The sequence below is a fragment of the Pseudomonas sp. GM78 genome, from assembly GCF_000282475.1.
In the GTDB taxonomy this organism is placed as follows: Bacteria; Pseudomonadota; Gammaproteobacteria; order Pseudomonadales; family Pseudomonadaceae; genus Aquipseudomonas.
Genome location: NZ_AKJF01000074.1, coordinates 52,131 through 74,116, shown reverse-complemented (window position 1 = coordinate 74,116; position 21,986 = coordinate 52,131). Strand labels below are relative to the sequence as shown.

Genomic DNA, 21,986 nt, shown 5'->3' with positions numbered 1-21,986 from the left:
TCATCAAACTCTTCAGGCGCATATCACTGCGGGTTGGCACGGGTGCTGGAAAGCAACGATTTCAGGGAGGCAGCCTTGGGCTTCACCAACCAGAAACGGCGCACGTAATCGTCGAGGTTCTCGGCGAGCTCACGACCCCACTCGCTGTCGGTTTCCTCGACGTACTCGTTCAGCACGCGTTGCAAATGGCTGCGGTAGGCTTCCATCGCCTCGCCGCTGATCCGCTGGATTTCCACCAGTTCGTGGTTGACCCGGTCAACGAAGGTGTTGTCCTGGTCGAGCACATAGGCGAAACCGCCGGTCATGCCAGAGCCGAAGTTGTAACCGGTCTTGCCCAGGACGCAGACGAAACCACCGGTCATGTACTCGCAGCAGTGATCGCCAGTGCCTTCCACGACGGTGTGGGCACCGGAGTTACGCACGGCGAAACGCTCACCCGCGGTACCGGCGGCGAACAGCTTGCCGCCAGTGGCACCGTACAGGCAGGTGTTGCCGATGATGGCACTGTCCTGGGTCTTGTAGATGCTGCCTTTTGGCGGAACGATCACCAGCTTGCCGCCGGTCATGCCCTTGCCGACGTAGTCGTTGGCATCGCCTTCCAGGTACATGTTCAGGCCGCCGGCGTTCCACACACCGAAGCTCTGGCCGGCCGTGCCCTTGAAGCGGAAGGTGATTGGCGCATTGGCCATGCCCTGGTTGCCGTGCTTACGGGCGATGTCGCCGGAGATCCGCGCGCCAATGGAACGGTCGCAGTTGCAGATATCCAGTTCGAACTCCGCGCCGCTCTTGTCGTTGATCGCCGAGGTGGCCATGTCGACCATTTTCTCGGCCAGCAGGCCTTTGTCGAACGGCGGGTTGCGCTCAACGCCGCAGAACTGCGGTTTGTCCGCCGGCACGTGGTCGCTGCCCAACAATGGGGTCAGGTCCAGGTGATGCTGCTTGGCGGTCTGGCCTTCGAGCACTTCCAGCAGATCGGTACGACCGATCAGCTCTTCGAGGGAACGCACGCCCAGCTTGGCCAGCCACTCACGGGTTTCTTCGGCGACGTAGGTGAAGAAGTTCACCACCATGTCGACGGTACCGATGTAGTGATCCTTGCGCAGCTTCTCGTTCTGGGTCGCGACGCCGGTGGCGCAGTTGTTCAAGTGGCAGATGCGCAGGTATTTGCAGCCCAGGGCAATCATTGGCGCGGTGCCGAAGCCGAAGCTTTCAGCGCCGAGGATGGCCGCCTTGATCACGTCGAGGCCGGTCTTCAGGCCGCCGTCGGTCTGTACCCGGACTTTGCCGCGCAAGTCGTTGCCGCGCAGGGTCTGGTGGGTTTCGGCCAAGCCGAGTTCCCAAGGAGCGCCCGCGTATTTGATCGAGGTAAGTGGCGAAGCACCGGTACCGCCGTCGTAGCCGGAGATGGTGATCAAGTCCGCATAGGCCTTGGCCACACCGGCGGCGATGGTACCCACGCCCGCTTCCGCTACCAGCTTCACCGAGACCAGTGCCTTCGGGTTGACCTGCTTGAGGTCGAAAATCAGCTGCGACAAGTCTTCGATCGAATAGATGTCGTGGTGCGGTGGTGGCGAAATCAGGGTGACGCCTGGCACTGCGTAACGCAGCTTGGCGATCAGGCCGTTGACCTTGCCGCCTGGCAGTTGACCACCTTCGCCCGGCTTGGCGCCTTGGGCAACCTTGATCTGCAGCACTTCGGCGTTGACCAGGTATTCCGGGGTCACACCGAAACGACCGGTAGCAACCTGCTTGATTTTCGAGCTCTTGATGGTGCCGTAGCGCGCCGGGTCTTCGCCGCCTTCGCCGGAGTTGGAACGTGCACCGAGGCGGTTCATGGCTTCGGCCAGAGCTTCGTGAGCCTCAGGCGACAGGGCGCCCAGCGAGATACCGGCGGAGTCGAAGCGCTTGAGCACCGATTCCAGCGGTTCGATTTCGCTGATGTCCAGCGGCGTGTCGAGGGTTTTCACCTTCAGCAGGTCACGGATCATCGACACCGGGCGGTTGTCCACCAGCGAGGTGTATTCCTTGAACTTGCTGTAGTCGCCCTGCTGCACGGCGGCTTGCAGGGTGTTGACCACGTCCGGGTTGTAGGCGTGATATTCGCCGCCGTGGACGAACTTCAGCAGGCCGCCTTGCTGGATCGGCTTGCGCGCGCTCCAGGCTTCGGTGGCCAGGGCTTTCTGCTCGGCTTCGATGTCGACGAAACGCGCGCCCTTGATGCGGCTTGGCACGCCCTTGAAGCTCAGGTTGCAAACTTCCTCGGACAGGCCGATCGCCTCGAACAACTGCGCACCGCGGTACGAAGTGATGGTCGAGATACCCATCTTCGACAGGATCTTGAGCAGGCCTTTGGTGATGCCCTTACGGTAGTTCTTGAACACCTCGTAGAGGTCGCCCAGCACTTCACCGGTACGGATCAGGTCGCCCAGCACTTCATAGGCCAGGAACGGATAAACGGCAGAGGCACCGAAACCGATCAACACGGCGAAGTGATGCGGGTCACGTGCGGTCGCGGTTTCCACCAGTATGTTGGAGTCGCAACGCAGGCCTTTTTCGGTCAAGCGGTGGTGTACCGCGCCGGTGGCCAGGGAGGCGTGGATCGGCAACTTGCCCGGGGCAATATGACGGTCACTCAGGACGATCTGCGTACGACCGGCGCGCACGGCTTCTTCAGCCTGATCGGCGACGTTACGGATCGCCGCTTCCAAACCGATGCTTTCATCGTAGTTGAGGTCGATTTTCTGGCGTTCGAAGCCCGGACGATCGAGATTCATCAGCGAGCGCCACTTGGCCGGGGAAATGACCGGCGAGCTGAGGATCACGCGTGAAGCGTGTTCCGGCGACTCCTGGAAGATGTTGCGCTCGGCACCGAGGCAGATCTCCAGCGACATGACGATGGCCTCACGCAGCGGGTCGATCGGCGGGTTGGTCACCTGCGCGAACTGCTGGCGGAAATAGTCGTACGGCGTGCGCACGCGCTGGGACAGCACGGCCATCGGCGTATCGTCGCCCATCGAACCCACGGCTTCGTAGCCTTGTTCGCCGAGCGGGCGCAGCACCTGGTCGCGCTCTTCGAACGTGACCTGGTACATCTTCATGTATTGCTTGAGCTGATCGACGTCGTAGAAGGCCGAACCGTGGTCGTTGTCTTCCATGGTCGCCTGGATGCGCAGGGCATTCTTGCGCAGCCATTGCTTGTACGGATGACGGGACTTGAGGCGGTTGTCGATGGCATCGGTGTCGAGGATCTGACCGGTCTCGGTGTCCACGGCAAAGATCTGGCCCGGACCCACGCGGCCCTTGGCGATCACGTCTTCAGGCTGGTAGTTCCAGACACCGATTTCCGAAGCCAGGGTGATGAAGCCGTTCTTGGTGGTGACCCAACGCGCCGGACGCAGACCGTTACGGTCGAGCAGGCACACCGCGTAGCGACCATCGGTCATTACCACGCCGGCCGGGCCGTCCCACGGTTCCATGTGCATCGAGTTGTATTCGTAGAACGCACGCAGGTCCGGGTCCATGGTCTCGACGTTCTGCCACGCAGGCGGAATGATCATCCGCACGCCACGGAACAGGTCGATGCCACCGGTGACCATCAGCTCGAGCATGTTGTCCATGCTCGAGGAGTCGGAACCGACGCGGTTGACCAGCGGGCCGAGCTCTTCCAGGTCCATCAGGTCGTTGCTGAACTTGGTGCGACGGGCCACGGCCCAGTTGCGGTTGCCGGTGATGGTGTTGATCTCGCCGTTGTGCGCCAGGAAGCGGAACGGTTGGGCCAGCGGCCATTTCGGCAGGGTGTTGGTGGAGAAGCGCTGGTGGAACACGCAAATCGAGGTTTGCAGGCGCTCATCGCTCAGGTCCGGATAGAAGGCGGTCAGGTCCGCCGGCATCATCAGGCCTTTGTAGATAATGGTCTTGTGCGAAAAGCTGCAGACATAGTGGTCGGTATCGGCGGCGTTGGACACCGATGAGCGACGACGGGAGGTGAACAGCTTGACGGCCATGTCCTGGTCGCTCAGGCCTTCGCCACCGATGAACACCTGCTCGATCTGTGGCAGGCGCTCAAGGGCCAGGCGGCCGAGGACGCTGGTGTCGATCGGCACTTTGCGCCAGCCGACCAACTGCAGGCCGGCAGCCAGGATCTCGCGGTTCATGTTCTCGCGAGCGGCTTCGGCCTTGACCGGGTCCTGGTTGAAGAAAACCATGCCCACAGCGTATTGCTTGGGCAATTCGACGCCGAAGGTTTCCTGGGCGATGGCTCGCAGGAACACGTCCGGCTTTTGAATCAGCAGACCGCAACCGTCGCCGGTCTTGCCGTCAGCATTAATCCCACCGCGGTGGGTCATGCAGGTCAGGGCCTCGATGGCCGTTTGCAAAAGGGTATGACTGGGCTCGCCCTGCATATGGGCAATCAGGCCGAAACCGCAGTTATCCTTGAATTCATCTGGTTGGTACAGACCTGCTTTCATAGACACTTTCTCACCAGGCTGCCTCTCATCGAGGCAAATTTCTTTTCAATTCAACCACTTACCATCCGCGCCGAACGTACGCCAGCTTTGCGGGGGCAAAAGGGAGGTCATTGTACACACCGACACTTGGCCTCACAAATTTGGCGACGAAATGTCGCAAATCTATGTCGCATTTGTGAAAGGTTTAAAGCGATCTGCTGTGCTAGTCAAAACTTTTTTAATTTTGACCGCAACGACTCAAAGACTACTGTGACGCAGACACCACAAGGCACGCGGCCTGTAGAGGCGGCATGCCGTGCAGAAATTTTGAGGTGCTTGGAGAGGCGGCCTGGGTAAGGCCGCCGAATCTTCAGCGGGCTGTTGCCAGTTCCTGTTGGACGCTGGCGACAGAGCGTGGCCAAGGTTTACCAGCCTGAACCTTCGCTGGCAAGGCCTTGATGGCGGAAACGGCTGCATCACGATTGGCGAAGTTGCCGTAGGTGATCACGTAGAGCGGCTTGCCGTTGAGGACTTTCTTGAAATAACGGTACTCGCCGCCCTGCTCCTTGACGAAGTTTTGAGCGGCGGTTTCGGAGCTGGTGCCGAGGATCTGCACCACGTAGTTACCTGGCGCCTGACCTGCGTACCAGGTGCCACCGGCAGCCTTGGCGACGGTCGCTGGCTTCTCGGCCGGCTTGGCGGCAACGGCGGCTGGCTTGGCTGGCGCCGGAGCTGGAGCCGGCTTGGCAACCGGAGCAGGCGCTGGCTTGGCGGTAGCGACCTGGGTCGGTGCAGGCGTCGGCTTGGCTGCTGGCGTTGGCGCTGGACCGGCTGGAACGCCGGCTGGTGGTGCAATGGTGGTCACGGTCGGCGGTGTGGCGCTGGAACCCTCGACCGGCACCCCGTCATCGCCCTCGGTGATGCCTCCCGCCGCTTCGGCCAACGGAGCCCGCATGACCGGTTGCGAATTGCCGACCAACGGCAATGGCGTTGGCTGCGAGTTGCCAGCGAATTCGACGGCCGGTGCACCGCCTTGCGAACCCTGGCCGAGCGGTAGTTGCGCCTGCTCGTTGGCAGGCGCCCCCGTGGTCGGTGTCTTGCTGCGACCGGGCATCAACCAGGCGGCAGCTACCGCGACCACAACGACGGCGGAAATCGCCAATACGTGTTTCTTCGGCATATTGAACCCCATACTTGGACGCTTCACCGCTGAGCGGCTGGCAATCATGGCTTCGATCATCGCATCGCGGGCAACCTGGTTGATGTTGCCAGGCCAACCCTCGGAGCTTTCGTGAATATCAGAGATCTGATTTGCGGTGAAAAGTTCGATACCCCGGCCGGCGCCTTCGAGCCGCTGCTCCAGGTATTCACGCGTTTCCTCTTCGGTGTAAGGCTGCAGCTCGATGACGTGGAAGCGTTCTTCCTCGAGTTGCAAAGCCTCAAGCTGAGCGATCATTGACGACTCGCCGAACAGGAACACATGCGGACGGCCTTCCGGTGCGCCCGCGCCCAGGGCCATCAAGGCTTCAAGCGCGGACTCGTCGAGCTGCTCGGCATCATCGACCAGCAGATACACTTCCTGCCCCGTGAGAGCAAGCTGCACCACCTGTTTCAGGATCGCACCGACCTCGGCCTGGGCAACGTCCAGTGCCTGGGCAACCTGGCGCAGCACACCAGCCGAATCTCCCGCACCACGGGCGGAAACCACCACGCTTTGCACGGTCTGCTTGTTGGTACTGGCCACCAGGGCCTGGCGCAGCAGGGTCTTGCCACTGCCGTGCGGACCTGTGACCACCAACAGCAACTGGCTGTACCGCGCCAGATGGTGCAACTGCCCCAGCACCGGCTTGCGCTGGGCAGGGAAAAACTTGAAGCCAGGGACCCGTGGAGCAAAAGGGTCATGATTCAACTGGTAGTGGCCGAGGAAAGCCTCGTCGGCATGCAAACTAGTCATCGTGTTCTTATTAACCTTTAAGCTGAGCCAAGGCGCGGTAATCCGCTCCCAGCGTGGCCTGTAGAACCTCTTTCGGATAATCGTCGGTCACTACCGCTTCGCCCATGTGGCGCAGCAGCACCAGGCGCAAACGACCGTCGATCACTTTCTTGTCAATTGCCATGTGTTCGAGGAAATCGGCTGGCGTCATCTCTTCAGGCGGAACAACCGGCAGGCCGGCGCGCTGGAACAGGCGAATGCCGCGATCGCGCTCCTGTTCGCTGATCCAGCCCAGGCGCGCGGACATTTCCAGAGCCATTACAGTGCCAGCAGCGACCGCTTCACCATGCAGCCAGACACCATAGCCCATATGGGTCTCGATGGCGTGACCGAAGGTATGACCCAGGTTGAGCGTTGCCCGTACACCGGTCTCCTTCTCGTCGGCGCCGACCACGGCCGCCTTGGCTGCACACGAGCGCTCGATGGCATAGGTCAGGGCTTGCTGATCCAGATTGCGCAGGCGGTCCACGTTGTCTTCCAGCCAGGTCAGGAACGGCTCATCGCAGATCAGCCCGTACTTGATGACTTCGGCCAGGCCGGCGGACAGCTCGCGGGCCGGCAGGGTGTTGAGGGATGTGGTGTCGATCAGCACGACGTTCGGCTGATAGAAGGCGCCAACCATGTTCTTGCCCAGCGGGTGGTTGATCCCCGTCTTGCCACCCACCGAAGAGTCAACCTGCGACAGCAGCGTGGTCGGAACCTGGATGAAATCGACACCGCGCTGGTAGCAGGCAGCCGCAAAGCCGGCCATGTCGCCAATCACGCCGCCGCCCAGGGCAATCACCGTGGTGCGCCGGTCGTGCCGCGCGGTCAGCAGACCGTCGAAAATCAGTTGCAGGGTTTCCCAGGTCTTGAAGGCCTCACCGTCTGGCAGCACCACGGAGATTACCGAGAACTGCGCAAGACTGCGGGACAGGCGTTCAAGATAGAGCGGCGCGACGGTTTCATTGGAAATGATCGCCACTTGCCGTCCGCGAATATGCGGGGCCAGCAGCTCAGGCTGGTCCAACAAACCTTCGCCAATATGAATCGGGTAGCTGCGCTCGCCTAGATCGACCTTGAGTGTCTGCATGTGTCCCCACAGTGAAGATGGAATCAGGCAACCTGCCTTGAGTTAACGAATGTCTACGGCCACCGCTGGTGTGACGCCGCTCGTCGGCCGTTCGCCACAACCTGGAGCGGTCATGGCAGGACGCCGAGGATAGCGCATTTCGTGCGACGCTTTAACGGGGCGGCAATTGCTGCAAACGCTCCAGGATATCGAGCACGACCATACGCGGCGGTCGCTCATCGGTTTCCACCACCAGATCGGCGATTTCCCGATAGAGGGGGTCGCGGATCGCCAGCAGATCCCGCAGGGTCTTGGCCGGATCGGCAGTGCGCAACAATGGCCGATTGCGGTCGCGGGACGTGCGGCCGACCTGCTGCTCGACGGAGGCATGCAGATAGACCACCCGTCCGCCGGCACGCAGCGCCCGACGATTGGCTTCGCGCATGACCGCGCCACCCCCCGTCGCCAGCACCACGCCGTCGTAATCGCATAGCTCGGCAATCATTGCCTGCTCGCGCTCACGAAAGCCTGGTTCGCCTTCCTTGTCGAAGATCCATGGGATATTCGCGCCCGTGCGTAATTCAATTTCCTTATCGGAATCTTTGAATGGCAAGCGCAGCTCTTTGGCCAGCAACCGGCCGATGGTGCTTTTTCCAGCCCCCATCGGTCCTACAAGTATCAAATTTCGCACAGAATCAACGACTCACAGCAATCGCCTGGTTATTCATGATACGCGGTGTGAGAAACACCAACAGCTCGGATTTTTTCTCCGAAACCACGTCACGCCGGAAAAGGCGGCCAAGATACGGCACATCGCCAAGAAATGGCACCTTATCTACAACCTTGCTTTGAGTATTTGAGAAAACGCCACCAATGACGATGGTCTCGCCATCGTTGACCAGGACCTTGGCATTGACCTCGTTTTTCTTGATCGGCGGCACATCCTGAACCTTGTTCAGGTAGTCCGGCTCGTCCTTGGTGACCTTGACCTCCATGATGATCCGGTTGTCCGGCGTGATCTGCGGCGTCACCTCCAGCGACAGCGAAGCCTCTTTGAACGAGACCGACGTAGCGCCGCTGGAGCTGGCTTCCTGATAGGGAATCTCGGTGCCCTTGAGGATTTTTGCGGTTTCCTTGTCGGAGGTGACCACCTTGGGTTGCGAGACGATTTCGCCGTTGCCGGTCTTCTCCATGGCCGACAATTCAAGGTCCAGCAAGACGTTGTCCGTGATAAAGGCGATGCCGATGCCCGACGTGTTGTTGGCGACCCCCAGGTCGACGAACGGCGAGCTGCCGCCATCGCTGGTGCCGTTACCGACTCCCGAGGCGCTCCAGTTGCCTTTGTTCTGTATCGAGCCTCCCCAACGCACGCCGAGACTCTTGTCGTAGTCGACGTTGGCTTCGACGATACGCGCCTCGATCATCACCTGACGCACCGGAATATCCAGCTGTGCAACGATTCGCCGCAGTTCGTCGAGCCGGTCCTGGGTCTGGTAGGCAATGATGTTGTTGGTGCGTTCATCGACGGTGATCGAGCCCCGTTCGTCGGTTTTCGCCTCGGCATTGGTCACCGACTGGAACAGTTTGGCAATATCGGCCGCCTTGGCGTAATTGACCTGCAACAGTTCCCGACGCAGTGGTGCCAGGTCGGCAATCTGCTTCTGTGACTCCAGCTCCTGGCGTTCACGGGCGGCAATTTCGTCGGCCGGGGCGACGAGCAACACATTCCCTACCATGCGCTTGTCCAGGCCCTTGGTTTTCAACACCAGGTCCAGCGCCTGGTCCCAGGGTACATTCTGCAGGCGCAGGGTAATGCCCCCCTGCACCGTGTCACTGGCGACCAGATTGAGATTGGTGAAATCGGCAATCAACTGCAGCACCGAGCGCACGTCGATGTCCTGGAAATTCAGCGAGAGCTTTTCGCCACTGTAGGCATGGCGGTCGGCGTTACGCTTTTGCAGGTCGTCGACAGTCATCGGGCGGATGCTGACGGTCAGCTTGTTGTCGGTCTGGTAGGTCGAATAGTCGAAGGCACCGCTGGGTTCGATGGTGATCGTCGCCCTGTCCCCTGTGGCACTGGCATTGACGAACTGCACCGGCGTGGCGAAATCCTTGACGTCCAGGCGTACACGCAATGGCTCGGGCAATCGAGTTCTGGTGAAGCCGAGAATGATCTTGCCTTCGCGCTCCTGAATATCGGGTGCAATGGACGGATCCGACAAGTCGATCACGACATTGCCCTCCCCTTGGGTACCCCGCTGGAAATCCACCGCACGAATCGCCTTGCCTGCCGGTGCAACCGCGCGCGCATGGGCCGGGACCGGTACAGCAGCGGCAGCCGCTCTCGGTGCCGGGCTATTGCCACCCTGCCCGACGACCACAAACAGGTTATTGCCTTCGACCCGGAAGTCGTAGGGGCTCAACCGGGTCAGATTGATGATCAGCCGCGCACGATCCTTGGCCTCCACCACGGTCGCGCTGCGGGCATTGCCAATACCCAGGTCGCGGGTCTTGCTCGCCAGCTGACTGACGACACCGGGCAGATCCAGGGCAATCCTGGCAGGGGACTCCGTGGTGTAGCCACGAGGTGTCGGGGGTGGTTCGTCGAACACCAGCTTCAACTCGACGCGGTCCCCTGGCAGCGCCGCAACATCCAGCGCCTTGAGGTTGGCCGCTTGTACCATCGGCGACAGCAACGCTATCCATAGCGATACTCCGAGGGCGGAGAAAATCCTGTTCATTGTACGAGTTCCACTATGAGTGCTCTTTCAAAGGAAGGGTCCGCGGACGCTCCAGCCAGGCACCTTCGCCGTCGGGAACGATTTCGACCACCTCGACTTGCGAGCCACTGAAGGCGACGATCCGGCCGTCGTTACGCCCCAGGTAATCACCGACTTTCAGCCGATGCACCCCACCGGCGCCGCGCAGTAACGCAAAGGAGCCTGCCGCATTGGAGATCGTGCCGACCATTTCAAACTGCTCGATATTGAAACCCTCGAGGTACTGCTTGACCCGGCTGGGGTCAGGCTTGACGTTGCGCGCCCCCTGCTGGTGTGCAAGATCGACTTTGACCTGCGGGGAAAACGGGCTGCGCAAGTTGGCGGCGTTGTAGGTGAATGTCGGGTAAGACCGGAATGTCGGCATTGGTTCAATCTTGCCCGGCGCCCGCAGGCGCATTTCGTTCATGTAGGCGTCCAGGTCGCTGAAATCATCGCCGCCGCCACAGCCTGCCAATACGGCGACCAATACCACCATCGGAAAACCACGTGACGGGCTCATCAACGCAGCCCCTTGTCGTTGTAGCGGTAAGTCCTGGCCAGGATGCTCATGCGCAATTTCGGTCCGTTGTCGGGATTGATCGGCGCCAGGTCGAAATCATGCAGAGTGACGATACGCGGCAACCCGGCCACGCCACTGACGAAAGTGGCCAGGTCGTGATAGGCGCCGGTGACCGTGATCTGGATCGGCAATTCGATGTAGAACGGCTGGGCGACCTCCGGCAACAGCTTGATCTCTTCGAACTCCAGGCCACTGCCGAGCCCAGTACGCGTGATGTCCTCCAGCAGACCGGGGACTTCGGTGTCGCTGGGCAATTGCCGTAGCAGCACGCCGAAGGAGTTCTCCATCGCTTTCATCTGCTGGGTGTAGAGCTCCAGATTCGCCGCCATACTGGATTTGCTGGCAAATTGCTCCTTGAGGGTCGACCCCTCCTCGCGCTTGAGTTCGAGCTGATTCTTTAGCTCGCTCGTGGAAAAGTTGTAGCCGATCGACAGCACCAAAATTGCGACCACAATGCCCATCAGGACTTTGATCGCAGGCGGCCAGGCCCCCATGTTGTGGGTGTCCAGCTCGTTGATGTCGATCCGGCGCAACCCTTCGAACCATTCGGTCGGACTCATTCGCCATCCTCGACGGCCGCAGCCTGGGTCTGACGAACGGTCAACTGAAAAACATTGGCCTGATCCAGTTGGCCCGCGGTCGTCGCCTTGACTTCGGTCAGGCTGGGCGCATCGAACCAGTCGGACGCATCCAGGTTTCGCATCAGGTCTGAAACACGGTTGTTCGATTGCGCCGCACCGGTGATGGACAAGGTATTGCCCGCCATTTTGACTTCTGTGAAATACACCCCATCGGGCAAGGTCCGCGCGAGCTGATCAAAAATTCGCCCGCTGTTCGGGCGATTGCCCTGCAGGTCCTGGATGATGCGCATGCGCTCGACCAATTCTTGACGACGAGCCTTGAGATCGCTGATCTGCTTGATCCGTTCGTCGACCACTGCGATCTGTTTGCTGATGTAGTCGTTACGCGCAATCTGCCGCTCGATAGCGCTGTTGATGACCTGGTTGGCGGCGAGCAATGCACCTGCCGACCCCACCAGTACGCCCGCCAGCACCAGTAGAAAGCGCTTGCGCCGCTCTTCACGCCGCTCTTCGCGCCAAGGTAATAGATTGATCCGCGCCATCAGTCGAAACTCCTGAGGGCCAGCCCGCAGGCAATCATCAACGCCGGCGCATCGCTGGCCAGGGCCGCGGCGTTTACCCTGCTGCCCAACGTCATGTCGCAAAACGGATTGGCCACCTGCGTGGGCGTATCCAATTGCTGCTCGATCATCCGGTCCAGACCGGGGACTGACGCGGTACCGCCCGCCAGCAGAATATGGTCGACCGCGTTGTGTTGGCCCGAAGCGAAGAAGAACTGCAATGAGCGCGACACTTGCTGCACCAGCGCCTCTCGAAATGGCTGCAACACTTCGCTGACATAATCATCCGGCAAACCGCCCTGCTTCTTCGCCAGGCCGGCCTGCTCAGCGGTCAGGCCATATCGGCGCCCAATTTCCTCCGTGAGCTGGCGGCCACCGAACAATTGCTCGCGGGTGTAGATGATTCGCCCGTCATGCAGCACGCTCAGGGTGGTCATCGTGGCCCCGATATCGACCACTGCCACCAGACGCCCTTGAGCGCCACCCTGCTGACTCTCGAGCAAACCGAAAGAACGCTCCAGGGCATGGGCTTCGACATCGACCACGCGCGCAGTCAAGCCCGCCAGCGCCAGGGCGGCCTCACGGACCTCGACGTTTTCCTTGCGACAGGCGGCGAGCAGCACATTGACCCGACCAGGATTGCGCGCTGACGCACCCTGAACTTCGAAATCGATGGCGACCTCGTCCAAAGGATAAGGGATGTACTGGTCGGCCTCGATCTTGAGCTGGTCTTCCATCTCGTCGTCGGTAAGGCCGGCATCCATCTCGATGGTCTTGGTGATCACCGCCGAACCCGCCACCGCCACCGCCGCGCTCTTTAGGTTGGTCCGGGCCTTGACCAGCACACGCGACAGTGCCTGGGCCACGCCATCGGGCTCGGCGATATTTTTCTCGACGACCGCACTGAGGGGCAATGGCTCGACCGCGTAGGCCTCGACCTTATAGCCATTGCCCTGGCGGCTCAGCTCCAGCAGCTTTACCGAAGTGGAGCTGATATCGATCCCCAGAAGCGACCTGGCTTTTTTATTGAAGAGTCCTAGCACTACCAATTCCCTATGACTTTCCGTGAGTTACGGACTCCATTACGGGTGTTGCGTTCAATCCACCCGTCTTGACAGCTAGCGCAAATAACGCCTTGGACGGAAAAATGCTTATAATGCCCAGCGTTTTTTCCGCTTTTTTCTCAAGCGCGGGTCGTTCTCCTTAGCCTGAACCCTGATGCCAAATTCATTTTTTGCCCTGGATGTCCAAAAGCCTTGATTCGTCTGCTGAAATTTTTCGGTTGGTCCATCGTCGCCGTATTCTGCGGACTGCTTCTGGGTCTGAGTGGGGCGTTTCTTTACCTTAGTCCCGGTTTGCCGTCCGTTGAGGCGCTGAGAAGCATCCAGTTGCAGATTCCTTTGCGGGTCTACAGCAGCGACAACAAGTTGATCGCAGAATTTGGCGAAATGCGCCGTACACCGATCCGTTTCGCCGACATTCCCCCCAATTTCATTAATGCGTTACTAAGTGCTGAAGACGACAACTTCGCCAACCACTACGGCGTCGACCCCAGCAGCCTGATGCGCGCCGCCACTCAACTGGTCAAAAGCGGCCATATCCAGTCCGGCGGCAGCACCATCACCATGCAGGTGGCGAAGAACTTCTTCCTGACCAGCGAACGCAGCTTCTCGCGCAAAACCACCGAAATCCTCTTGGCCCTGCAGATCGAACGGCAACTGACCAAGGACGAAATCCTTGAGCTGTACGTCAACAAGATCTATCTGGGTAACCGCGCCTACGGCATCGAAGCCGCGGCGCAGGTGTATTACGGCAAGTCGATTCGCGACATCAGCCTGGCGCAGATGGCGATGATCGCCGGCCTGCCCAAGGCGCCTTCGCGATTCAACCCGCTGGCCAACCCGGCCCGCAGCAAGGAGCGTCGCGACTGGATCCTGGGGCGCATGTACAAGCTGGGCAAAATCAGCGAAGCCGACTACACCACCGCCATCAACGAGCCACTGAACGCCAGCTATCACGTGCCGACCCCGGAAGTGAACGCGCCCTACATCGCCGAGATGGCTCGCGCCGAAATGGTTGGTCGCTATGGCAGCGATGCGTACACCGAAGGTTTTCGCGTCACCACCACGGTGCCGAGCAACCTTCAGGAAATGGCCAACACCGCCCTCCACGAAGGCTTGATGACCTATGACCAGCGTCACGGCTATCGGGGCCCCGAGTCCCGCCTGCCGGGCAAGACGCGCGAGGCGTGGGCGGCCGAACTGACCAAGCAACGCACCATCAGCAGCCTTGAGCCGGCCATCGTCACCCAGGTCGACAAGACCGGCCTGCAGGTGCTGACCCGTACTGGCAGCGAACACGTCGGCTGGGACAGCATGAAATGGGCTCGCCCATTCCTGAACACCAACAGCATGGGCGCCAATCCGAAGCAGCCTTCGGATGTGGCCCAGGTCGGCGACCTGATTCGGGTGCAGCGCCAGGCGGACAATTCGCTGAAATTCAGCCAGATCCCGCAGGCTCAGGGTGCTCTGGTCTCCCTTGACCCGCAAAACGGCGCCATCCGCGCACTGGTCGGCGGTTTCGCCTTTGAGCAGAGTAACTACAACCGCGCCCTCCAGGCCAAGCGCCAACCGGGCTCGAGCTTCAAGCCTTTCGTCTACAGCGCCGCACTGGATAACGGTTACACCGCCTCCAGCCTGGTGAACGACGCACCGATCGTGTTTGTCGACGAATACCTGGACAAGGTCTGGCGCCCGAAAAACGACACCAACACCTTCCTCGGCCCGATCCGCCTGCGTGAAGCGCTCTACAAGTCGCGCAACCTGGTTTCGATCCGCCTGCTGCAAGCGATGGGCGTTGGCAAGACCATCGACTACATCTCCCGCTTTGGCTTCAACAAGCAGGACCTGCCGCCCAACCTGTCCCTGGCCCTGGGCACCGCGACCCTGACGCCAATGGAAATCGCCACGGGCTGGAGCACCTTTGCCAACGGCGGCTACAAGATCACCCCGTACATCATCGACAAGATCGACAGCCGCAACGGCGACACGCTATTCGTTGCCAACCCGCCCAGCGTGCCTAAAGGCGGGGCCGCAACCGACGGTATCGCCGCTCCCGCCGCCGAAGCCTTTACGGTCAATGCAACACCTGGCCAGGTACCGGGCGTGCAAGCAGCCCCGCAAACGCCTGCCGTGGCGGAGCGCATTGTCGATGGGCGTACGACTTACATCCTCAACAGCATGCTGGAGGACGTGATCAAGCTCGGTACCGGCCGTCGCGCACTGGCCCTGGGCCGCGGCGACATTGCCGGCAAGACCGGTACCACCAACGAATCCAAGGACGCCTGGTTCTCCGGTTACAACGCTGACTACGTCACCACCGTCTGGACCGGCTTCGACCAACCCGAAAGCCTGGGCCGCAAGGAGTTTGGCGGCACTGTCGCCCTGCCGATCTGGATGAACTACATGGGTGCTGCGCTCAAAGGCCTGCCGCCCCACACGCAGCCAGAGCCGGAAGGCATCCTGAGCCTGCGGGTAGATCCGATCAGCGGCCGTGCAGCCACTCCAGGCACGCCAGGGGCCTACTTCGAACTGTTCAAGGTCGAAGATACGCCGCCGACGGGGAACGAGCTGGGCAACGGCAATGCGCCAGGCAGCCCGCTACCGGCGGATGAGGGCGCGCCGATCGATTTGTTCTGATCGCAAGCCACATCAAAAAGCCCTGCCCTCGTGAGAAGTGCAGGGCTTTTTGTTGCAGAGCAAGATCAAAAAATCGCAGCCTTCGGCAGCTCCTACGGAGGAACGCGTTCTCATGTAGGAGCTGCCGAAGGCTGCGATCTTTTGATCTTCGACCCATAAAAAACCCGGCCAATGGCCGGGTTTTTTATAGAGCGGCTACTTAGCCGTTGAACACGTCATCCACGCTTTTCAGCGGGTAGTTCTTCGGATACGGCAGGGTAGCCACGCCGGTCTCGATCGCAGCCTTGGCCACGGCATCGGAGATCACGGTGATCAGGCGGGCGTCCATTGGTTTCGGAATGATGTACTCACGACCGAATTCCAGCGCGATGCCGCCGTAGGCGTCGCACACGTCCTGAGGTACTGGCAGCTTGGCCAGTTCGCGCAGGGCGTTAGCCGCAGCCACTTTCATTTCTTCGTTGATGCGCTTGGCGCGGACGTCCAGGGCACCACGGAAGATGAACGGGAAGCCCAGAACGTTGTTGACCTGGTTCGGGTAGTCCGAGCGGCCGGTGGCCATGATCACGTCGTCACGGGTGGCGTGGGCCAGCTCCGGGGAGATTTCCGGATCCGGGTTCGAGCAAGCGAACACGATCGGGTTCGGCGCCATCGACAGCAGGCCTTCAGCACTCAGCAGGTTCGGGCCGGACAGGCCGACGAACACGTCTGCGCCTTGCAGGGCGTCTGCCAGGGTGCGCTTGTCGGTCGCGTGGGCGAAGACGGCCTTGTACTGGTTCAGGTCGTCACGGCCGGAGTGGATCACACCGGTACGGTCAACCATGTAGATGTTTTCGATGTTGGCACCCATGCTCACCAGCAGTTTCATGCAGGAGATGGCAGCAGCACCGGCACCCAGGCACACGATCTTGGCTTGCGGCAGGGTTTTGCCAGCGATTTCCAGGGCGTTGATCATGCCGGCCGCGGTCACGATTGCGGTGCCGTGCTGGTCGTCGTGGAATACCGGGATGTCGCACTGCTCGATCAGGGCACGTTCGATCTCAAAGCACTCAGGCGCCTTGATGTCTTCCAGGTTGATGCCACCGAAAGTGATGGAGATGCGCTTGACGGTGTCGATGAAGGCTTGCGGGCTTTCGGAGTCGACTTCGATGTCGAAAACGTCGATGCCGGCGAAGCGCTTGAACAGCACGCCTTTACCTTCCATCACTGGCTTGGAGGCCAATGGGCCGAGGTTGCCCAGGCCCAGAATCGCGGTGCCATCGGAAATAACTGCAACCAGGTTGCCTTTGCCGGTGTACTTGTAGGCCAGTTCAGGATCGCGGGCGATCTCGCGTACTGGTTCGGCTACGCCCGGGCTGTAGGCCAGCGACAGGTCGCGAGCGGTAGCAGTGGCCTTGGTGAGCTCGACACTCAGCTTCCCTGGACGAGGATTGGCGTGATATTCGAGAGCGGCAGTTTTCAGATCAGACATTTTGGCATTCCGCTTTTACTGTTGGACAGACTGGTCAGCGAGGATACGCGCCTGACAAAATCCCCACAAGACTGACCGGTCACCCCTGTCAAGCGCCCCACCCTACGACTTTGGCCCAAGAGCCGCGAAACACAAGGGATAGAGTGTTCACAATCCAATCAAAAAATGTCTACAATTATTTGGAAATGGCCATTGCAGCCGAATCACAGGCACAAAAAAGGCGTCCCGGGGGACGCCTTTTTCATCAGCATGGAAAAACGGTAGCGTTCTCCCAGGATGATCGGCCTTAGGCCTTTTTCGCACCGAAAGCACCGAAACGGTCTGCGAAGCGCTGAACGCGGCCGCCAGTGTCCAGAGTCTTCTGCTTACCGGTGTAGAACGGGTGGCATTCGTTGCAAACGTCGATCGCCAGGGCTTTGCCGAAGGTCGAACGGGTTTCGAACTTGTTGCCGCAGCTGCAGGTAACAGCAACTGCTGGGTATTCTGGATGGATATCAGCTTTCATGGTGTCTTCCTCGGGCTAGCGTGCCGCCACCCAACACTATTGTTGAATACCGCACGTAATTAGGCCGCGGATTCTACCAGACAATGCCAATCACGCAAGCTGTCCCTCAAACCGGTCGTCTGCTAGGCTCCCGGCCCTGAGCCTTCCTTTGTACCCGTCTATCGAGATCCCCCCGCGTGCCCGACGCCATTCTGCGCCTCGCCCTGCCTTCGCCCCTGCGCCGCCTGTTCGACTACCGGGCACCGGCTGGCGTGCTGCGTGCGCAGTTGCACCCCGGCATGCGTTTGCGGGTGCCGTTCGGCCGGCGGGAGATGATCGGGATTCTGGTGGAAGTTACCGACACCAGCGAAGTGCCGGTGGAAAAACTCAAGCCCGCCCTCGCCCTGCTTGACGCTACGCCGCCGTTGCCGCCCACGCTGTTCAAGCTGTGCCTGTGGACCTCGCAGTACTACCAGCACAGCCTCGGCGACACCTTGAGCTGGGCACTGCCGGTATTGCTACGCCAGGGCGAACTGGCCGAGGCGCGCCAGGAGCGCTTCTGGTCCGCCGCGCCGGGCGCCAGCCTCGATGACCCGCGTATCGCCCGCGCCCCGCGCCAGCGCGAAGCCCTGGCAACGCTGGCCCAGCACCCCCATGGCGTCGCCCATCAGCTGCTGAGCAAACTGATGCTGAGCAAGGACAGCCTCGATCTGTTGCTGGCCAAGGATCTGGTCCAGGTCGAAATTCGCAGGCACGCCCCCGGAGCCCGACACGAACACTGGCTGGCCCAACCAGAGCTACCACTCAACCCGGAGCAGCGGGCCGCGTATGAAGCCATTCGCGCCGGGTTCGACCGCTACCACGCGTTCCTGCTCGCCGGCGTTACCGGCAGCGGCAAGACCGAAGTCTATTTGCAGTTGATTCGCGAAACATTGGAGGCCGGCAAGCAAGCGCTGGTACTGATCCCGGAAATCAACCTCGGCCCACAGACCCTGGCGCGCTTCGAGCAACGGTTCAACGCGCGTATCGCGCTGATTCACTCGGCGGTCAATGATCGCGAACGTCTCGAGGCCTGGCTCGCCGCCCGAGACGGTGAAGCCGACATCATTATCGGTACCCGCTCGGCGCTGTTCACGCCAATGAAAAACCCGGGCCTGATCATCATCGACGAAGAGCACGACGGCTCCTATAAACAGCAGGAAGGCTTGCGCTATCACGCACGCGATCTGGCGCTGGTCAGGGCTCGCCAGGAAAACATCCCGATTGTCCTGGGCTCTGCCACGCCTTCATTGGAAAGCCTGCACAACGCCTACACCGGTCGCTATGGCCTGCTGCGGCTGAACGAGCGCGCCGGCGGCGCCAAGCAACCACGATTCCTGCGGTTGGATGTGAAAAGCCGACCACTGGACAGCGGTATTTCCGGGCCGATGCAACAAGCCATCGGCCAGACCCTCGCTGCCGGCCAACAGGTGCTGGTATTCCTCAACCGCCGCGGCTTTGCCCCGACCCTGCTGTGTCATGACTGCGGCTGGATGTCCGAGTGCCAACGCTGCGATGCGCGCATGACCGTGCACCAGCGCTATGGCGAACTGCGCTGCCATCATTGCGGCTATGTCGAACGCGTGCCGCGCCAGTGCCCCAAGTGCAGCAAGGTCGACTTGCGTCCCGTGGGGGCCGGCACCGAACGGGCCGAGGAACGCCTGGGGATCCTGTTTCCGGACTATCCGGTGCTGCGGGTCGACCGCGACAGCACGTCGCGCAAGGACGCGATGAATCAGTTGTTCGCGACCATCCAGAAAGGCCAGCCATGCATCCTGGTCGGCACGCAGATGCTCGCCAAGGGCCACCACTTCCCACGGGTAACCCTGGTCTCGATCCTGGATGCGGACGGCGGGCTGTTCTCCGGCGACTTCCGCGCCAGTGAGCGCATGGCGCAACTGATTGTCCAGGTCGCCGGGCGGGCAGGCCGGGCGGAAGAGCCGGGCAAGGTGATCATCCAGACCCACCTGGCCGACCATCCGCTGCTGGTGCAGTTGACCGAGCAGGGTTACTTCGCCTTTGCCGAGCAGGCCTTGAGCGAACGTCGCGCAGCCGGCCTGCCGCCGTTTGCGCATTTGGCATTGCTGCGGGCCGAGGCGCACAAGCCCGGCCAAGCCGAAGGGTTTCTTGATGAGGCCTGCAGCGAGGCCGAGCGCTTGCTCGCCGAACAGAACCTGAGCGGAATCGAACTGCTCGGGCCGGTGCCGGCACCGATGGAGCGACGGGCCGGACGTTATCGTGCACAGTTGCTGTTACAGGCGACGGCACGGGCACCACTGCACCGATTGCTTGCCAGTTGGTTGCTGGTGCTGGAGCAGATGCCGAGCGGGCGGGCGGTGCGCTGGTCGCTGGATGTCGACCCCGTCGATTTGTATTGATTTGAAGATCGCCTTCGCGAGCAGGCTCGCTCCCACAAGTGCCGGTATTCCAATGTGGGAGCGAGCCTGCTCGCGAAGAGGCCCGTATAGTCACCGCATATCCATAACCTGCCCGCTATAGTTGGCAAGGCCGCCTCGGCAACGGATAATGCCCAGTTTTTCCACCAGCGCATTGATGCGCCGCCGCGCCTGCGGTCGAAAGAGAAGACCATGAAAGACACCATTCGCCAGCTGATCCAACAAGCCATCACCCAACTCGTCAACGAAGGTGTGTTGCCTGAAGGCCTGTCGCCGGCGATCCAGGTTGAAAACTCGCGCGACAAGAAGAACGGCGACTTCGCCAGCAACATCGCCATGATGCTGGCCAAGCCTGCGGGCATGAAGCCACGCGACCTGGCGGAAAAAATCATCGCGGCCCTGCCGGCTGACGAAAACGTCTCCAAGACCGAAATCGCCGGCCCTGGCTTCCTGAACTTCTTCCAGAACACCCAGGCCCTGGCTACACGCCTGGACGCCGCCTTGGCCGATGAACACATCGGCGTGCGCAAGGCCGGCCCGGTACAGCGCACCGTGGTCGACCTGTCAGCACCGAACCTGGCCAAAGAGATGCACGTCGGCCACTTGCGCTCGACCATCATTGGCGACGGCGTAGCCCGCGTGCTCGAATTCCTCGGTGACGAAGTGATCCGGCAGAACCACGTCGGCGACTGGGGCACCCAGTTCGGCATGCTGATGGCTTACCTGCAGGAAAACCCGATCACCAGCGACGAGCTGTCAGACCTGGAAAACTTTTACCGCGCCGCCAAGGGCCGCTTTGACGAATCCGAAGAGTTCGCCGACCGCGCCCGCGGCCTGGTGGTCAAGCTGCAGGCTGGCGATCCCGATTGCCTGGCGTTGTGGACCAAGTTCAAGGACATCTCGCTGTCCCACTGCCAGAAGATCTACGAGCTGCTGAACGTCAAACTGACCATGGCCGACGTGATGGGCGAAAGCGCCTACAACGACGACCTGATCAATGTGGTCAACGACCTGAAGGCTGCCGGCATGCTGGTCGAGAGCAACGGCGCCCAGTGCGTGTTCCTCGACGAGTTCAAGAACGCCGACGGCGACCCGCTGCCGGTGATCATCGTCAAGGCCGACGGCGGCTACCTCTACGCCACCACCGACCTGGCCGCCGTGCGCTACCGCAGCGGCAAGCTCAAGGCCGATCGCGCCCTGTACTTCGTCGACCAGCGTCAGGCCCTGCACTTCCAGCAAGTGTTCGCCGTCGCCCGCAAGGCCGGCTTCGTGACGCACCCGATGGAAATGGAACACATGGGCTTCGGCACCATGAACGGCGCTGACGGTCGTCCGTTCAAGACCCGTGATGGCGGCACCGTGAAACTGATCGACCTGCTGACCGAAGCCCAGGAACGCGCCTACACCCTGGTCAAGGACAAGAACCCTGAGCTGGCCGAAGCCGAGCTGCGCAACATCGCCAAGGTGGTGGGTATTGGCGCGGTGAAATACGCCGACCTGTCCAAGCACCGCACCAGCGACTACAGCTTCAACTTCGACCTGATGCTGAACTTCGAAGGCAACACCGCGCCGTACCTGCTGTACGCCTACACCCGCGTGGCTGGCGTATTCCGCAAACTCGGCAAGGACTTCAGCGAAGTAGAGGGTCAGATCGTTCTCGAAGCAGCGCACGAGCACGAGCTGGCGGCGAAACTCGCGCAGTTCGGCGAAGTGCTGAACAACGTGTCCGAGAAAGGCACGCCGCACATCCTCTGCACCTACCTGTACGACGTCGCCGGCCTGTTCTCCAGCTTCTACGAGAACTGCCCGATCCTCGCCGCCGACACCCCGGAACAAATGCAGAGCCGCCTGCGCCTCGCCGCGCTGACCGGTCGCACTCTCAAGCAAGGCCTGGAACTTTTGGGCCTGGAAACTCTGGAGCGTATGTAA

General features: G+C 61.0%; 14 protein-coding genes. 3 read left to right on the top strand and 11 right to left on the bottom strand.

Features of this window, described 5'->3' with window-relative positions; translation table 11 throughout:
* Positions 1-23: 23 nt before the first annotated feature.
* The 9 genes from gltB to PMI35_RS20040 all read right to left on the bottom strand — a co-directional run bounded on the left by gltB (position 24) and on the right by PMI35_RS20040 (position 13,015).
* Positions 24-4,469: a glutamate synthase large subunit gene (gene gltB, locus PMI35_RS20000; RefSeq protein ID WP_008058142.1), complete on the bottom strand. Its 4,446-nt coding sequence runs from the start codon at positions 4,467-4,469 to the stop codon at positions 24-26.
* Positions 4,470-4,818: 349 nt separating this feature from the next.
* Positions 4,819-6,402: an AAA family ATPase gene (locus PMI35_RS20005; RefSeq protein WP_008058140.1), complete on the bottom strand. Its 1,584-nt coding sequence runs from the start codon at positions 6,400-6,402 to the stop codon at positions 4,819-4,821.
* A 10-nt stretch (positions 6,403-6,412) separates the two neighbouring features.
* Positions 6,413-7,513 carry a 3-dehydroquinate synthase gene (aroB, locus tag PMI35_RS20010; protein ID WP_008058138.1) on the bottom strand — a complete coding sequence of 367 codons (1,101 nt, stop codon included), beginning with the start codon at positions 7,511-7,513 and terminating at the stop codon, positions 6,413-6,415.
* 151 nt (positions 7,514-7,664) lie between these two features.
* Positions 7,665-8,183 (bottom strand): shikimate kinase AroK, encoded by a 519-nt coding sequence (aroK, locus tag PMI35_RS20015; RefSeq protein ID WP_032831512.1) that lies wholly within the window; start codon positions 8,181-8,183, stop codon positions 7,665-7,667.
* A gap of 4 nt (positions 8,184-8,187) precedes the next feature.
* A complete protein-coding gene (gene pilQ, locus PMI35_RS20020; protein ID WP_008058128.1) occupies positions 8,188-10,233 on the bottom strand; it encodes a type IV pilus secretin PilQ family protein in 2,046 nt (681 codons plus the stop codon).
* Between the two features lie 13 nt (positions 10,234-10,246).
* Positions 10,247-10,771, bottom strand: a complete 525-nt coding sequence (locus tag PMI35_RS20025; protein WP_008058127.1) for a pilus assembly protein PilP — start codon at positions 10,769-10,771, stop codon at positions 10,247-10,249.
* Positions 10,771-11,391, bottom strand: a complete 621-nt coding sequence (locus PMI35_RS20030; RefSeq protein ID WP_008058126.1) for a type 4a pilus biogenesis protein PilO — start codon at positions 11,389-11,391, stop codon at positions 10,771-10,773. The genes PMI35_RS20025 and PMI35_RS20030 overlap by 1 nt, the downstream gene beginning before the upstream one ends.
* Positions 11,388-11,954, bottom strand: coding sequence for a PilN domain-containing protein (locus PMI35_RS20035; RefSeq protein WP_008058125.1), 567 nt, complete (start codon positions 11,952-11,954; stop codon positions 11,388-11,390). The genes PMI35_RS20030 and PMI35_RS20035 overlap by 4 nt, the downstream gene beginning before the upstream one ends.
* A complete protein-coding gene (locus tag PMI35_RS20040) occupies positions 11,954-13,015 on the bottom strand; it encodes a pilus assembly protein PilM (RefSeq protein WP_008058124.1) in 1,062 nt (353 codons plus the stop codon). Before PMI35_RS20040 ends, PMI35_RS20035 begins: the two co-directional genes overlap by 1 nt.
* 216 nt (positions 13,016-13,231) lie before the next feature.
* On the opposite strand from PMI35_RS20040, the gene PMI35_RS20045 reads away from it, so the two are divergent.
* Entirely contained in the window at positions 13,232-15,670 is a 2,439-nt protein-coding gene (locus PMI35_RS20045; RefSeq protein ID WP_443217054.1) for a penicillin-binding protein 1A, read from the top strand.
* A gap of 199 nt (positions 15,671-15,869) precedes the next feature.
* On the opposite strand, the gene PMI35_RS20050 is transcribed toward PMI35_RS20045, so the two are convergent.
* Both PMI35_RS20050 and rpmE read right to left on the bottom strand, forming a co-directional pair.
* On the bottom strand, positions 15,870-17,138 hold the full coding sequence (locus tag PMI35_RS20050; RefSeq protein ID WP_008058122.1) for a malic enzyme-like NAD(P)-binding protein: 1,269 nt from the start codon (positions 17,136-17,138) through the stop codon (positions 15,870-15,872).
* A 286-nt stretch (positions 17,139-17,424) separates the two neighbouring features.
* Positions 17,425-17,643: a 50S ribosomal protein L31 gene (gene rpmE / locus PMI35_RS20055; RefSeq protein WP_008047849.1), complete on the bottom strand. Its 219-nt coding sequence runs from the start codon at positions 17,641-17,643 to the stop codon at positions 17,425-17,427.
* Between the two features lie 176 nt (positions 17,644-17,819).
* Here rpmE and PMI35_RS20060 point away from each other — a divergent pair, with 176 nt between their 5' ends.
* Positions 17,820-20,039: a primosomal protein N' gene (locus PMI35_RS20060; protein ID WP_008058121.1), complete on the top strand. Its 2,220-nt coding sequence runs from the start codon at positions 17,820-17,822 to the stop codon at positions 20,037-20,039.
* A 210-nt stretch (positions 20,040-20,249) separates the two neighbouring features.
* Positions 20,250-21,986 carry an arginine--tRNA ligase gene (argS, locus tag PMI35_RS20065; RefSeq protein WP_008058119.1) on the top strand — a complete coding sequence of 579 codons (1,737 nt, stop codon included), beginning with the start codon at positions 20,250-20,252 and terminating at the stop codon, positions 21,984-21,986.

Bases quoted from the DNA above. Each gene is read 5' to 3' on its own strand.
- gltB (WP_008058142.1), bottom strand. From the start codon at position 4,469: ATGAAAGCAGGTCTGTACCAACCAGATGAATTCAAGGATAACTGCGGT.
- PMI35_RS20005 (WP_008058140.1), bottom strand. From the start codon at position 6,402: ATGACTAGTTTGCATGCCGACGAGGCTTTCCTCGGCCACTACCAGTTG.
- aroB (WP_008058138.1), bottom strand. From the start codon at position 7,513: ATGCAGACACTCAAGGTCGATCTAGGCGAGCGCAGCTACCCGATTCAT.
- pilQ (WP_008058128.1), bottom strand. From the start codon at position 10,233: ATGAACAGGATTTTCTCCGCCCTCGGAGTATCGCTATGGATAGCGTTG.
- PMI35_RS20025 (WP_008058127.1), bottom strand. From the start codon at position 10,771: ATGAGCCCGTCACGTGGTTTTCCGATGGTGGTATTGGTCGCCGTATTG.
- PMI35_RS20030 (WP_008058126.1), bottom strand. From the start codon at position 11,391: ATGAGTCCGACCGAATGGTTCGAAGGGTTGCGCCGGATCGACATCAAC.
- PMI35_RS20035 (WP_008058125.1), bottom strand. From the start codon at position 11,954: ATGGCGCGGATCAATCTATTACCTTGGCGCGAAGAGCGGCGTGAAGAG.
- PMI35_RS20050 (WP_008058122.1), bottom strand. From the start codon at position 17,138: ATGTCTGATCTGAAAACTGCCGCTCTCGAATATCACGCCAATCCTCGT.
- rpmE (WP_008047849.1), bottom strand. From the start codon at position 17,643: ATGAAAGCTGATATCCATCCAGAATACCCAGCAGTTGCTGTTACCTGC.
- argS (WP_008058119.1), top strand. From the start codon at position 20,250: ATGAAAGACACCATTCGCCAGCTGATCCAACAAGCCATCACCCAACTC.